The organism is Saccharicrinis aurantiacus, assembly GCF_001660705.2.
In the GTDB taxonomy this organism is placed as follows: Bacteria; Bacteroidota; Bacteroidia; order Bacteroidales; family Marinilabiliaceae; genus Saccharicrinis; species Saccharicrinis aurantiacus.
In genome coordinates, this window is the sequence record NZ_LYBV02000027.1 from 32,620 (window position 1) to 48,016 (window position 15,397).

Consider the following 15,397-nt stretch of genomic DNA (forward strand, 5'->3'; position numbering starts at 1 on the left):
GTTATTCAGTAAAGGTAGTAAGATAAAGTAAGTTTATTAAGGATTGAGTCTTGAACTTGATAGTTTATTGCTCGCAGGTTTCAATATGGATTGGCGAATTTGAGAGCATAGATTTTTAGCTGTTTTTACCTCCTCATGATTTAAACTATCTGCTTTACTCATGATTAATTGAAGAAGAACAACATTCTGTTTTTTATTTAAGATGGTATTTATAGCCGGACTCATTACTCCGTTATTGGCAACATCGTACCAACGGTATAAGGCATTTATAAATTCGGCTCTATTTTTTTTACTTAATGTGCGTTGCAATTCTTTGTAGTAAAAAGGTTCGCTTACCAAATACTCGCTCTTAATTTCCTTTTGTATCTTGTATAGTTTCGTGCCGTATTTAATGCCATACCATAATATTAGTAGGCTTAATACCGAAATAATAAGTATTCTTTTCCAGTCAGTAACATTGTCTTCAGTTGTGGCTTCAATATTGGTATTCGGAGACATTGCCATTAAAGAATCCTTGAGGCTTTCCATCATTGCCAAATCTGGATTTGCCTTTATATTTACAACCCTTTCTGGTATCGAACGTTTGTAAGTTCTTTTATTGATGGGATTAATCCAGGTAATTTCTGTTTCGGGTATGCTTACTTCACCTTCTTTTTCAAAAAGGTAGGAGAATTCTTCTATTCTAATTCCATTTACATCAGCATTAGTTCTTTTATCTTGGAGTTTAGCTTCGGCAGGATATATACTGGTGTTATTGGGTTCATCAATGGCTAAAGGGGCAATGAGTGAGGGTAGGGTACCAAATGCTTTCGTGGTAATGGTTCGTTTCACCACATCGCCAACTTTAAGATTATCGAGCGGTTTATTCCAGTTGTCCTGTATGGTGATGTTTTTAGCCACCATCCACGTTCCATCTTCAGTATTGTTAACCTTAATATTCTGTACTTTTGTTTTAATAGTAACTGGTATTCCTTTGTAATCGCCTTCGGGAGGAATTGAAGCCACAATGTTTAATGAGGGTATTTCTAATGGGCCACTTTTATAAGGGAAAACTAAGTAATAGAACGATAAGGTTGCGTATTTTTTATTATTGATGTAGTCAATACCACTTTGCGTTCGTGTAAAGGGAATGATAAAAGCGTTTTCAATTCTAAGGTTCTGAAATTCTAATGGCTTAGCAAACCAAGTAGAAGAATGTACATGTATGGTAACCTTGTAGGCTTGTCTGACTAACCCTTCACGGGGAGTTACTTGTATTCGCGCAAAGGCATCGGTTTTTTGCCCTACACATACAATTGTATTGATGGTTAGAAAGACAAGGAGTACTGATATGTATTGAAATAACTTTACCATTGTTCTTCTAGTTCGTTTTGGTTGTTGTAATATTTCTTTTGCTGATACTTAAATCGACGGCGTAAAAATTCAGAAGGATCTTCAGAGATCTTTCGGAGCAATACATTTTGTGGGGTATTTTCATTTCCTGCTTCAAAATCTTCAGGCACTTCTTCTAGTTCTTCTGCTTTTCGTTCGCCAGTTTCAACTTGATCAGTAACTCTATCGCCATCTTCAGGAAGTTCCTCTACTTCAGTATCCGAGGTGAGTTCTTCATCTTCAGATGCTGCTTTTCGTTCATTGAGTTCACCTTTTTGATCTTCATCCTTTTCAGGTAACTGAATGGGAATACCGTTCGTTCTTAATGAATCTACCAAAATGATTAACTCCTTGGTTTGTGCAAGTGTTTCCTTAAACTGTTCATTATTAGGTTCAAGTTTTGTAGCTAAAACAATGGCTTCTTTAGCCTTATCATATTCGCCCATTTGAGAATAAGCTAAACTTAAATTATATAAGCTATTGGCACTTGAATCTGCTTCAAAAGCTTGAGCTGCGGCATCGAAATTTCCAGCTTTATAATAGGCTACTCCCTTGTGTAGGTTAGATTCAAAAGTATTGGCTGCATCGGTATATAAAGTGTCGTTGTATAATTTCTGACCTTGATAGTCATCCGTATACCATAAATTTTTCCATTGTGGTGTGTTACACGAACTCAATAATATAATGAAGGGAAGCCAACAAAATTGTAACATCCATCCTTTACGAAACCAAAAAGGAAACAGTAAACTTAAAACTATCACAAGAGCGTATCCCATATCTTGCCATTGTTCTTCGCTTTCTTCATTATCCTGCTGAAAAGTTAAAGTTTGCCGTATGTTTTTGGCTATAATTTCCATGTCAGAATTATCCAAGGTTAGTGTGTTAATGTTGATTTTTGCATGTTTTTGTAATTCAAAAACAACCTTGGTATCTAACTTAGATATTACAACTTCGCCATTCTTATTTTTAATAGGCTGCTTCCACTTGTTTTTGGGTATTTCGGCTCCTTGAGTGGTAGCCATTGCCAATATTTCAATTCGGTGGATGCTATTATCTACAAAGTCCTTTAGTTTATCAATATCTTCCGTTTTTATATTGTCGGTTACCAGTAATAATGTACTTGGGGCTTCTATTTTATTAAGTGTAGAGTCGGCCAAATGCAACATTTGGCTTAGGTTAGATCCCCTAACTGGCATTATTCCTGGAGATAGCGATTGTAAGTGATGGGTGATTAAGTTATAATCGTTACAAAATGGAACAACAGTATGCGCAGTTCCTGCGTAAACATATAGGCCCGTTTTAGCAATAGGATTGGCATCCAGAAGATCTTGGATTTTAAATTTAGCTCTTTCTAATCGATTGGGCTGTATATCTTCTGCCATCATGGATAGTGAAGCATCAAAAGCAATTAATAAAACAGCTTCACTTTTAGCTCCGGCAACCTCTATTTTTTTCCAAGTAGGTCCGGCCATAGCTAATATACACAAGCTCATTATTGTGATGAAAGCAACAAGTGGAAATACCACTCCTGATCGTTTTTCTTTGGTAAACATGAATGGGCGTAAAGCAGGAGCAATAACTTTTTTCCATTTATTATCTTCACGAGCATTCCATATAATTAATGCTGCAATAATTACCATTGGTATAAATGCCCAAAGCCACTCTTCTCTTAGAAAGTGAAACTGATCTATGTTAAAGGAGTTGATATCTTTTATATACTCTATCATATTTGTTTGGTCAGTAAATTTACAATTCCCCTAATGAAAGCAAGTAAAAACGATAATAGTATGCAGATAGCCAGAGGGTACTGAAATAGCAGTGTTATTGGAGCATTTTCTTCTTCCTCATATTCCACAGGTTCTAATTCGTTTAGCGTTTTGTAGGCATCTTGCATTTGAGCTTCATCTTCAGCTAAAAAGTATTTTCCGCCAGCAATATTTGCTATTTCTTTTAAGGTCTGTTCATCTAATCCGGCATTGTTCCCGCTAGCCTCACCAATACCAATAGTATATATTTTGATGCTATCTTGTTTGGCCATATTAGCGGCATCTGTTGGAAATAAACCACGTCCGTCATCTTGACCATCGGTAAGTAGCAATAACACCTTTTGATCTAAACTATCTCCTTCGAATATTTTCATCGAATAGCCAATGGCCTTTCCTATAGCCGTCATTTGGCCTGCCATACCAACATCAGTTTCTTCTAACATGAATTTAACTACCTCGTGGTCGGTGGTTAGTGGGGCTTGCAGATAGGCATTCGAACCAAAAAAAACTAGGGCTAATCGGTCACTTTCTCGTTGTTCTATAAACTCACTTAACACCTGTTTTACACCTTCCCATCTGGTAACTCTTTCTCCATCAATAAACCAATCTTTATTAGCCATACTGAAGGAAATATCGGCAGCTATAACAAAGTTTCGTGCTGTTTTTACCTTTTGTTTTGGTTCGCCAATAATTTGCGGACTAGCTAAAGCCGTTAGCAAGGAGATCCAGATCAAACTGAGCATGACCCATTGTAGAATATTTCGCTTCGAAATCCACGCTTTTGTGCTAGCCTTATTCCCACTAATTTCATTGGCGCTATGAAATTTTGAGTAACGTAAAGCTTCTTTTCTCATTTTAAGAGGAGGTACTAACCAATAAACCAATAGTGGTAGTGGCAGTAAAAAGAAAACCCATATGTATCCAAATTCGAACATCTTATGCTTTGTGTTTTTTTACCCAGTTAGTAGAAAAGGCTATAAAGGCCTTTGTTAGTTCGCTATTAGCATTGTGGTTTGAGCTATAAATCGCTTCTGCGAATTGTTGATATTGTTTCTCATTACTCATACTATTGTTTGTTTTAGTATTCAGGAATGAGAACCACTCTATGCCATATAAGCTGGCTACTTCGGTTCTTTCATATAGACTTAAACATAATGATTTTAATAGGGTGTTGATTGCTTGCAAAGTGTTAATGTTATCTTCTTGCACAGTTTTATTTATGCTTTTAATCGCTTCTCTGCGATAGGCATTCTTTCGGTACCTAAAAAAATATTTCAATGCTATTGAGATGCTAATAACTACTAGGGTTATAGCCACAATTTGCCAACCTAAAGTATTAAAACTATACGAGATAGTTTCAGGTTCAATGATTTTGCCAATGGATGAATTATATGTAGAAATATCTTTTATCATCTGTTCTTTTGCAATTTATTTTTAAATAGGTTTTTAAGTTGAAGATTGATTGGTTCAACAGTGTTGAGCTGCATAAAAGGAATTCCATAACGAGAAATTTCTTTTTGAAAATTCTGATTGTATTCGTTTTGTTGCCTTTTAAAATTTGCAGTTTGTTTTTGGTTGTTCTCTTTCCAAAGAAATTGCAAGTTTCCATCCGATAATACCAATTTATCACTTCCTAAATCTGATTCCATCGGATCACTTATTGGGCATAATATTACATCGTTATGTTGTGATATATGAATGATTTGTTTTTTTGTTTTTGCTGATGTATTGATAAAATCACTTATTATTATCACCAAAAAGTCGTGAGTAGCAATGCTTATTGTTTTGTTTAATACCTTTTCAAATACTTCAGTTTTATCTTCTATGTTATTATTTTCGTTTAGCAATTCTTTATTAAACGAAACCATTGTATTGAAATATTGGAGTATGTTTTTGCGATTCCTTTTGGGTGCATGCGTAACAGTCTGCTTATGGTTAAAGGTAATTCCACCAACTCTATCGCTATTTTTTAATACCTTAAAAGCAGATATTGCAGCTAATTGACTCGCGATATACGATTTTGTATAGACCTTTGAACCAAAAAACATGCTAGGAGTGAGGTCTGTAATTATAAGTACTGGCTTTTCCTTTTCTTCGGTAAAAACTTTTGTATACGTAGTTCGTGTGCGCGCCGTAACACGCCAATCAATATTTCTAATATCATCTCCTGCTACATATTTTCGAGCCTCCTCAAAATCTAATCCTCTACCTCTAAGTTTAGAGGCATGTTTACCAGCCAGCACACTATGTACCGGTTGCTTGGGAAGCAAAGAAAAACCTGTTGAGGCAACCAAATATTCTAGTTGTAACAAATCATTCAGTGTTGGGATGATATTATTGGTATTTGATTTCAAATCGATATGTAATTAAAGGATGAATATTTTTATTTACTCAGTTTATACCTTAATCGTACAAGGCTTTTGCCAGTATAATTTCAGGATATGCTGCTAGGCAACTGCTACTACTTTTAATATTTCATCAATTACTTTGTCGGTTGATATACCTTCTGCTCCTGCTTCATAGCTCAATATTAATCTATGTCGCAATACATCATGGAGTATGGCTCTTACATCATCTGGTGTTACATAGTTTCTATCGTTCATCCAGGCCATAACTCTTGCACATGTATCAATAGCAATAGTACCTCTAGGACTTGCACCAAAGTCAATCCAATTCTTCAATTCTTCATTGTATTTTTCAGGGTATCTTGTAGCTGCTATTAAATCAACAATATATCTTTCAATATTCTCTGAAACTTCTATGTTTTGGATTTCGGCTCTTGCATCAAATATAATTTGAGGATTCAAAGTGGCCTTTTGATGTGTTGTATTATCGTTTTTAATTTCGTTGCGCACCAATTGTAGTATTTTCGTTTCGGAGTCGGTACTTGGGTAATCAATTAGTACCTTCATTACAAAACGATCCATTTGTGCCTCTGGGAGTGGGTACGTACCCTCTTGCTCAACTGGATTTTGGGTGGCTAAAACCATAAAAAGAGGATCCATTTTATGGGTTTTACCAGCAACTGAAACCTGTCTTTCTTCCATGGCTTCTAAAAGTGCAGCTTGTACTTTAGCGGGAGCTCTATTGATCTCATCAGCCAGTACTAGGTTGCTAAATATCGGCCCTTTCTGAAATATAAATTTTTCTTCCAATTCAGGTTGATATACTTCCGATCCTGTAATATCAGAGGGTAGTAAATCGGGTGTAAATTGAATTCTACTTAAATCAGCCTCCAGTTCCTTGGCTAATGATTTTACAGCTCGTGTTTTCGCCAAGCCTGGTAATCCCTCCAGTAATACATTCCCATTAGCAAGTAATGCAATTAATATTCTATCAACCAAAACTTCCTGACCAATGATAGATTGGTTCATTCGGTTTCTTAATTCTTGGATATCTGATAATACACTCATCTTTTACAGTATCTATTTAGAAAAAATTTCTTTAAAATCATTTTTCATACTAACTATACGCCAACCTTTTTCTTTAGCATCAGCTATGGCTTTTTCAGTGCCATGCATGTATGCATATTCTCTATCTGCATCATCATGATTTACTAAAATTGCCATTGAAGGACCTTGACCTGATAAGGTGTATTCCATCATTTCGTAGTCACCGTCGCTATTACCCGCGGCAAAGATAGGTTTGCGGCCTATGTGTAATTCTATGTTGGTGGGTTTAATATGTTTATCGTTTGCCGATTTTATTTCGTTAGTGCGTATGATATAGGGATCAGAAGTATTATTGACATATTCCATTCCCACATTACTTCCAATTACATTCTCCATAGGAATATTGTAGATTTCTTCGGATACGGTACGTGCAAAGGTAATTTCTCCACCTGTTACAATAAATACTTTAAATTCATTCTCTTGAAGGTATTTTACCAATTCTACCATAGGAGAATAGATCATTTCTTTAAAAGGTCGGTTAAATTTTGGATGATTTTTGTTGCTTAAAAAGTCGTAAGCATTCTGTTTGTACTCGGTTTCAATTTGACCTTGATGGGCACCGAATAACTTTTGGATAAGATCAATAGAGGAGTATTCTTTAAATGGTGATAGATCGTTATTGGCAAGTTTTGAAAAGAATTCATCATTTTCCCATTCGGGTTTCTCACTATAATGTGTTTTGATATAATCTAATTCAAATTCAAGTGGGATGTATAATGGTTTTTCATTCCACAGAGTTCCATCATTATCAAAAACAGCTATGCGTTCTTTGGGAGGTACGTAGTTGGTATTATTAACATTGGTAACCTTGTTAACAAATTCAACAATCTCTTTTTTTATTGGTGTGTCATTCCATTTAGACAGGCTGTTTTGAAGTGTTTTAGGTGTGGATGTATTGCATGAAAAAACGATTGAGCTTATTATTGTGATGATAACCAGATTTTTGTGCATTGTTTTTATTTTTAGCATGTGTTAAGTGGGTAAAAGTGACTGCAAAAATGCAGCCACTTTTTGTTTTGTTAAAAAGAATTATTGAGCTCCAGGGTGTGATGTAAGTGATTTGACAACCTGATCAACTCCTAATGAAGAACCTCTTACCGGTGGATATTCTTTAAATGTAGCTAAGAAGTTGCCAACTACATCCTGTGCAGGTACGAAAAGCCACATATTATCTGCAAACCATCTAATGTACATCGCTGATTCAAAAGATTGTTCGTATGGATCTGCTCGTAAATTAATAGCAATAGGCCACGATGGAGTTTTGCGGTATGCTTCGTTAATGGCACCTTCCATTATTGTAAAGTGTAGTTTCCAATCATTATATCTGACTGCATTTAAGTTTCCTCCTGCATCAAAATAAAAGATCTCTTTACGCGGATTTTCTTCAACTTCACCACTCCAGAGTGGTTTTAAGTTATAACCATCTAAATGAACATTAAAGTTTTTGTCGTCAGCCTTATAACCTTTTAATAGTTTTGATTTAATATCCGGAACTCCTGCTGCTGCAAGAATTGTAGGTAACATATCTTCATGTGAATGTATGTCGTTTGAAATTGTACCAGGTTCTATTACACCATTCCATTTAATACAACAAGGTACTCTAAAGCCCCCTTCCCATGTGGTTCCTTTTTCGCCAGCAAAGGGAGTTGTTCCTCCATCAGGCCATGTGAATTTTTCAGCACCATTATCAGTAGAATACATAATCATGGTGTTGTCATAGATACCTAATTCCTCAAGCTTAGCTAAAACACGACCAATTTGTTTGTCATGCTCAACCATTCCATCAGGATATAAACCAATACCAGTTACCCCTATACTTTCTTCTTTTAGATGTGTCCAAACATGCATACGGGTGGCGCTAAGCCATACAAAGAAAGGCTGACCTTGTTTATGTGCTTTTTCAATAAATGCGATAGCCGCATCCGTAAATTCATCATCGGCAGTTTCCATTCTTTTACGGGTCATAGGGCCAGTATCTTCTACCTTGCCATCAGAATAAGAATGCAACACACCACGTGGGCCATATTTTTTATGGAATTCAGGATCTTTTGGATAATAATATGTTTCAGGTTCTTCCTCTGCATTTAAGTGATAAAGGTTACCGTAAAACTCATCGAATCCATGATTTGTTGGTAAATGCTCATCTCTATCTCCAAGATGGTTTTTACCAAACTGACCAGAAGTATAACCTTGGGGTTTAAGTAACTCAGCTATTGTAGCTTGGTTTTCTTGAATACCTTGCTTTGAGCCTGGCATACCAATAGTTAATAAACCTGTACGGAATGGGTGTTGCCCTAGGATAAACGCAGCACGACCAGCTGTACAGGATTGTTGTGCATACCAATCGGTAAACATAGCACCTTCGTTAGCAATTCTATCAATGTTTGGCGTTTTATACCCCATTATGCCATGATTGTATTTGCTAATGTTAGCCCAACCAATATCATCACCCCAAATAACTAGTATGTTGGGCTTTTTCTTATTCTTTTGTGCTTCTACCGAACCGGTAAACAGAAATGTAACTGCGAGTATTGTCGCAGTTACTAAAGTTATTTTTGAGTTAATCTTCATAATTAAAAAAGTTAGATTTTATTTAGAGCCACTATTTTCTTGTAGTTTATCCATTACTTTATCAAGGCTAAAGCTGGCAGCTTCCATTCTAGGAGGATAAGCTTCGAATGTGCCTAAGAATTGACCTACAACTTTTTGTGCAGGAACAAGTAAAAATACATGATCCAGTAACCAATCGTAATAGGTGTTAGAGGTAATGGTAGCCTCTTCAAAAGGATCACGTCTTAAATTAAAAATTAATGGTACACGTAAAGGTGTAAACGGATTAGCCCAGACAGCTAATGTTCCCTCAGTGCGTTGTTCCATAAAAATAAATTTCCAATCATCGTAGCGAAGTGCTGTTAAATCACCATCATCTGAGAAATAGAAAATTTCTCTGCGGGGTCCCTCTTTTACTTCTCCTGTTAAATGTGGTAAGAAATTATATCCATCAAGGTGTACTTTAAAATTTTTGTTGCCTGCACTTTTACCTTTTAATAATTCATCTTTTATATTATCATTTCCTGCAACTGCAAGTAGGGTAGGGAACCAGTCCATGGTGCTCATTATTTCGTTAGAAATGCTACCTGCTTTAATATGGCCTGGCCAACGAACCATTGACGGGGTTCTCCAGCCGCCTTCCCAGTTGGTGTTTTTTTCACCTCTGAAAGGACTAACAGCAGCATCGGGCCATGAGTTTTTATGCGGGCCATTATCAGTTCCATATTGAACAATGGTGTTATCGGCTATGCCAAGTTCGTCGAGTAAATCAAGTAACTCACCTACGTGCATATCATGCTCTACCATGCCATCACCATATTCATTCTGACCTGATATACCTCTGTGTTCTTCTTTTACATGAGTTCTAAAGTGCATTCTAGTGCCATTCCACCAAACAAAAAATGGCTCGCCACTTTTTACAGTTTTTTTGATAAATTCCTTAGCTGCCGCAACAGTTTCATCGTCGATGGTTTCCATTCTTTTTTTTGTAAGAGGGCCTGTATCTTCAATTTTACCATCGGCAGTTGAATGTATTACTCCTCGAGGTCCAAAGTTTTTTCTGAAATCAGGATATTTCTTTGGGTCAGGATAATCGGGTAACTCAGGTTCTTCTTCTGCATTTAAGTGATATAAATTTCCTAAAAACTCATCGAAACCATGATTTGTAGGTAAATGCTCATCTTTGTCGCCTAAGTGGTTTTTACCAAATTGACCGGTGCTATAACCTTCCTCTTTAAGCATTTCTGCAATTGTAGGATCCTTTTCGTTGATTCCTTCTTTAGCTCCTGGTAGGCCAACTTTACTCAAACCTGTACGGAAAACACTCTGACCTAAAATAAATGAAGAACGACCTGCAGTACAACTCTGTTCTGAATAGTAATCTGTGAAAATCATACCTTCGTTAGCAATTCTATCAATATTAGGTGTTTGGTAACCTACCATACCTTTTGTGTATGCCGAGATGTTAGCGATACCAATGTCATCACCCCAAATAATAAGAATATTTGGTTTCTTGTTTTTCTTCTGTGCTTCGGTATGCGATGGCAGAAATATTACCGATACAGCCAAAAGAAACGCGGATGCAATCCATCTTTGAGCGAAATTCCTTGTTTTCATTTTGATTATAGTTTAAGTGAGAGAATTATGAGCATTAATAACAATCTGGAATTTCAGATTATTTGCTTATCAATTTATAAATAAAAAGTATAAGATGATAGTGTAAATTACTTATTACTAATTAATACCTCAATTCGTAAACATAATAAATGAAGTATTGTTCAGGATTTATGATTAATTGTGTTTTAAATTAATGTGACCTTCTACAATTTTTTGTGGAAAATAAACGCATAAAAAAACCAGTGAAGTAATACTCCACTGGTTTAATTTATCATGTGTTGTTATCTTTTTATGAGATAAACTCAGTTCTAATTTCAGACACTTTATTAATTAATTGTTTAAAGGTCTCTTCTGAAATATAGGTTTCAGAATCAGCCTTTATGGTTGTTGTTCTTCTACTGGCATCTGTTTCTGCAATTACATTAGAGGTATTTACAATTTTTATTTGCTCAAAAATACCCTGTAATTCAAGCATTTTATTTTTCAGATATGTTAAATCCTCGTTCTCTTCATGCGACTCAATTAAGTTTATCACTGTTATTAAAGAAAGCTTTTGATATACAATTCTATCCAATAAACGTTTGTTGTTTTGCATAGAGCCATTGGTTAATGAAGTTGCTAAGTATAAGCCTTCAATCCATCCACCGACTAAAATTTCGGTAGAAATTATTGGTCTATCATTCTCTTTTAAGTATGAGTGAGAGTTCATGAATGATTCGGATACAATATCAATAATTGCATCTCTATTATTCATGTTCTCTTCAATGTTTTTTAGCGTATTTTCATCAATGATATCTAAAATATTTAAACCATCTGCCAGCTTTTTAGTTGCAGCCATATACTGAATAGAGCTTTGTGTTTGATCAAATAAACTTGTATAGCTCAAATCTGCACCATAAATACCTAGGTTTACAGCCATCTTTAAATTAGTGCTGTATTTGCTAGCATTTTTTGTTGGATTTAGAATATCTGCATCAAAACGAGCACCTGATTTCTTTATAAGCATTGCTGTTTCAAGAGGAGAAGGTAGGGAGTAAAAAATAAGTTTTGATTTATTAAAATTATCCATTAATTGGGCATCTATCTTTGATGCTGATTCAATTAATTTTTCTTCTGCTCCTTTTGTTTTTGTTCCACTCGATTGACATGAACTCATCAAGCCTGCTACAACAACAAAACCAAGAGATACAATAAATAGGTGCTTTATTCGCATTTTCATATTAGATAGTTTAAGCATCTTTATAAGATCGTATGTGATATCCATAGTATAACAAATGAAGTATACGCACCGATTCTATTTTGGATTCATTTAGTTGTATTTTTATTTAGAATTATTTTATTCCATTGATGAAAAATACTTTATGAACTGTGCACGTTCATAAACTGCAGGGTTAGGTATGTTTTTATAACTAAGTAGCCCCTTAAATTCATCAACTGTTTTGTAGCCTTTTTCATCCATCCAAAATGATAATTCATTAAGCATTTCAGAAATAACTTTGGCGCCGTTATTATAAATGGCCGAACATACTTGCACGGTTTGGGCACCAGCTAAAATTTGTTTGATGACAGACTCACCATTATGGTTTCCTGTAGAAGCTGATATGTCAATTTGGTCAACCTTATCTGATACAATAGCTACCCAACGCAATGATTTTCTTATGTCAGCGGGTGAGCTAAATACAGAAGCTGAAGTTATTGATAATTTATTGATGTCAATATCTGGTTGGTAAAAGCGATTGAATAAAACTACTCCATTGATACCAATTATACTTAATTTATTGATGACGCTTACCAAGTTGATGAAGTTATCGCCAAGTTTAAATACGATAGGAATAGATACCGCTTTTCGGATATTTTCAGCAATGGTATAATATAGTCCTTCAATAATTGAGGCTTCAACGTTTTTATCAGTGTTAACCACGTGCACATTAAGTTCTATTGCATCAGCACCAGCGGTTTCTACCTTTTTAGCGAAGTCAATCCATTCGTCAGATGAGAAGCAATTGATACTTGCAATAATTGGAATATCAAATTTTGCTTTAGCATCGCTAATTAACTTAAGATAATCACCAACTGAATTTTCTTTTGTATAACCCGCAATTAAATCGTGAGCTTCTGGGTAATCAACATCACCAGAGTTAGAGATTTGTTTATTGATATCGTGGTTAATTTGCTCTTCAAATAAAGATTTTAAAACAACTGCTCCTGCTCCTGCATTCACAACTTTTTCAATCTGATCAATGCCTTTGGTTAAACCAGAACTGCTTACAATAATAGGGTTTTTAAGCTTTAAGCCGAGGTATGTTGTATTTAAATTTGACATGGAATATTTTTGAGATGTTAACTAATTGAACAAATATAATTGTTTTTCAAAACTAATAACCTGACTTGCAGATAAAATATTAAAGAGGTAAAATTCTTTTTATAACTAGAAGTATTTTTTATGTAAAACACTCGATTATGTTGAGGATGTATTATAATTGTGCCCTTCTAATTTGCTAATTATCTGGCTCCGAATATTGAACTGCCTACTCTTATCATTGTGCTACCGCATTCAATTGCAAGTTGGTAATCGCCAGACATGCCCATTGATATTTCTTTAAAATGCTCGTTATTACTAAAATACGTCTGCTTAAAGTTATTGAAAGTATCTCTTAAAGAGCAGAATTCCTTTCTTACTTGTAGTTCGTCTTTTGTATTGGTTGCCATTCCCATCAAGCCACATATCTTTATATTGCTTAGTTCATTGATGTTGCCGCTTTCTAATAATTCAGTGATCTCATTCACTGAGAAACCGAACTTTGTATCTTCTTCGGCAATATGTACTTGAAGCAAGCAGTTAATGGTTCTATTGTTTTTTAAAGCTTCCTTATTGATAGCTTTAAGTAATTTATAAGAATCGACTCCATGAATTAAAGATACAAAGGGAGCAAGGTATTTTATTTTATTGGATTGTAGGTGCCCAATAAAATGCCATTCTATTTCTTTTGGCAACACTTCGTATTTGGCAACTAAATCCTGTACTTTATTTTCTCCAAATATGATTTGACCAGCGTTAAAGGCTTCAATAATATCACTATTGGGTTTTGTTTTACTCACGGCAACAAGTGTGGTGGCAGAGGGGAGGGTATTTTGTATTTTTTCTATATTATTTGCTATCGACATTTTATGAATCTTTGTTTCTACAAAATTACAATATTCCATAAAAAAAGAGAGAACAACAGTCCTCTCTTTTTTATTAAATGCATTTTCTACTTTAATTAGTCCAATTTATGAATTACTAAGCCCGAACGTAATTTAGGTTCAAACCAGGTTGTTTTCGGAGGCATAATATTACCAGTATCTGCAATGTCAATTAATTGTTGCATGGATACAGGATACATGGCAAAGGCCACTTCCATTTCTCCAGAATCAACTCTTTTTGCTAATTCACCAAGACCTCTAATTCCTCCAACAAAATCTATTCGTTTATCCGTTCTTAGATCTTTAATGCCTAAAAGCTCATCTAAAACAAGGTTTGAAAGTATGGTAACATCTAGTACGCCTATTGGATCACTGTTGTTAAAAGTACCTTCTTTTGCAGATAACTTGTACCATTCTCCTTTAATATACATAGAGAATTCATGTAGTTTCGATGGTTTTACTATCTCTGAAGTGGCCTCACTAAGCTCAAATTTATCAGCAAGTTTATTTATGAATTCTTCTTTTGAGAGTCCGTTTAAATCTTTTACAACTCTATTGTAATCGATTATTTTTAACTGCGTATCTGGGAAATGCACGGCTAAAAAGAAATTATACTCCTCATCACCTTTATGGTTTGGGTTCTGTTTCTTTTTTTCATTTCCAACAAGTGCTGCAGCAGCTGTTCTATGGTGTCCGTCTGCAACGTAGGTAGCAGGTACCTTTGTAGCAAATAGGGTTTCTATTTTATTGTTAGTTGCCTGATCGTTTATCACCCAAAAGTGATGACCAAAGCCATCTTCAGCCACGAAATCGTATTCTGGTTTTTGTGAGTTTACAATCTCAGCTACTAGCTCATCAATTTCGGCTACAGCCGGATATGTGAAAAATACCGGTTCAATATTGGCATCGTTAATTCTTACATGAATCATGCGATCTTCCTCTTTCTCTTTACGAGTAAGTTCGTGCTTTTTAATGATGCCATTCATATAATCATAAACAGCAGCGGCACCAACAATACCATATTGCGTTCTGCCATTCATGGTTTGCGCATAGATGTAGAATTTGGCTTCTGTATCTTGAACCAACCATCCTTTTTGTTGGAAGGCTTTGAAATTAGCAATAGATTTATCGTAAACTGCTTTAGAGTGGATATCTGTTTCGTCAGAGCAATCAATCTCGCTTCGCGTAATATGTAATAAGGAAACCTCTTTTTCTTCGGCCATTTTTTTAGCCTCATTACGGTTCATTACATCGTATGGTAAACAAGCCAAATCTTGTGCTATATTTTGTGGTGGACGTAATCCTTTAAATGGTTTAACTATTGCCATAATAAATAGATTTTAGTTTTTTAGTTGATTACCACAATATATTAAGAGTTGAGTTATGTTGTTGCTGATAATTATCAGATGAAATTGTGAAAAAACGATGACTTTAAGCATAAAAAAAGGCTGTTGATAA

Annotated in this window: 13 protein-coding genes; all 13 read right to left on the reverse strand. The window is 35.1% G+C overall.

The annotated features are described in order from the left end of the window. Positions 1-36 precede the first annotated feature (36 nt). Positions 37-1,353, reverse strand: a complete 1,317-nt coding sequence (locus A8B35_RS11620) for a BatD family protein (RefSeq protein WP_075602938.1) — start codon at positions 1,351-1,353, stop codon at positions 37-39. Next, entirely contained in the window at positions 1,347-3,098 is a 1,752-nt protein-coding gene (locus A8B35_RS11625) for a VWA domain-containing protein (RefSeq protein WP_075602939.1), read from the reverse strand. The genes A8B35_RS11620 and A8B35_RS11625 overlap by 7 nt, the downstream gene beginning before the upstream one ends. Next, positions 3,095-4,072: a VWA domain-containing protein gene (locus tag A8B35_RS11630; protein WP_075602940.1), complete on the reverse strand. Its 978-nt coding sequence runs from the start codon at positions 4,070-4,072 to the stop codon at positions 3,095-3,097. The genes A8B35_RS11625 and A8B35_RS11630 overlap by 4 nt, the downstream gene beginning before the upstream one ends. Before the next feature lies 1 nt (position 4,073). Beyond that, on the reverse strand, positions 4,074-4,550 hold the full coding sequence (locus tag A8B35_RS11635) for a DUF4381 domain-containing protein (RefSeq protein ID WP_075602941.1): 477 nt from the start codon (positions 4,548-4,550) through the stop codon (positions 4,074-4,076). Next, entirely contained in the window at positions 4,547-5,491 is a 945-nt protein-coding gene (locus tag A8B35_RS11640) for a DUF58 domain-containing protein (RefSeq protein WP_171973196.1), read from the reverse strand. Before A8B35_RS11640 ends, A8B35_RS11635 begins: the two co-directional genes overlap by 4 nt. A 93-nt stretch (positions 5,492-5,584) precedes the next feature. Continuing rightward, positions 5,585-6,550: an AAA family ATPase gene (locus tag A8B35_RS11645; RefSeq protein WP_075602943.1), complete on the reverse strand. Its 966-nt coding sequence runs from the start codon at positions 6,548-6,550 to the stop codon at positions 5,585-5,587. 12 nt (positions 6,551-6,562) lie between these two features. Further along, positions 6,563-7,540, reverse strand: a complete 978-nt coding sequence (locus A8B35_RS11650) for an HAD family hydrolase (RefSeq protein WP_075602944.1) — start codon at positions 7,538-7,540, stop codon at positions 6,563-6,565. A gap of 78 nt (positions 7,541-7,618) precedes the next feature. Continuing rightward, positions 7,619-9,160 carry an arylsulfatase gene (locus tag A8B35_RS11655; protein WP_083634425.1) on the reverse strand — a complete coding sequence of 514 codons (1,542 nt, stop codon included), beginning with the start codon at positions 9,158-9,160 and terminating at the stop codon, positions 7,619-7,621. 18 nt (positions 9,161-9,178) lie between these two features. After that, positions 9,179-10,756, reverse strand: a complete 1,578-nt coding sequence (locus A8B35_RS11660; protein ID WP_075602945.1) for an arylsulfatase — start codon at positions 10,754-10,756, stop codon at positions 9,179-9,181. A gap of 289 nt (positions 10,757-11,045) precedes the next feature. Continuing rightward, positions 11,046-11,975, reverse strand: coding sequence for a hypothetical protein (locus A8B35_RS11665; RefSeq protein ID WP_075602946.1), 930 nt, complete (start codon positions 11,973-11,975; stop codon positions 11,046-11,048). A 117-nt stretch (positions 11,976-12,092) separates the two neighbouring features. Continuing rightward, positions 12,093-13,079: a dihydroorotate dehydrogenase-like protein gene (locus A8B35_RS11670; protein WP_075602947.1), complete on the reverse strand. Its 987-nt coding sequence runs from the start codon at positions 13,077-13,079 to the stop codon at positions 12,093-12,095. A gap of 179 nt (positions 13,080-13,258) precedes the next feature. Then, positions 13,259-13,960 carry a YggS family pyridoxal phosphate-dependent enzyme gene (locus A8B35_RS11675; protein ID WP_075602948.1) on the reverse strand — a complete coding sequence of 234 codons (702 nt, stop codon included), beginning with the start codon at positions 13,958-13,960 and terminating at the stop codon, positions 13,259-13,261. A gap of 56 nt (positions 13,961-14,016) precedes the next feature. Then, positions 14,017-15,267 carry a DUF1015 domain-containing protein gene (locus A8B35_RS11680; RefSeq protein WP_075602949.1) on the reverse strand — a complete coding sequence of 417 codons (1,251 nt, stop codon included), beginning with the start codon at positions 15,265-15,267 and terminating at the stop codon, positions 14,017-14,019. Between the last annotated feature and the right edge of the window lie 130 nt (positions 15,268-15,397).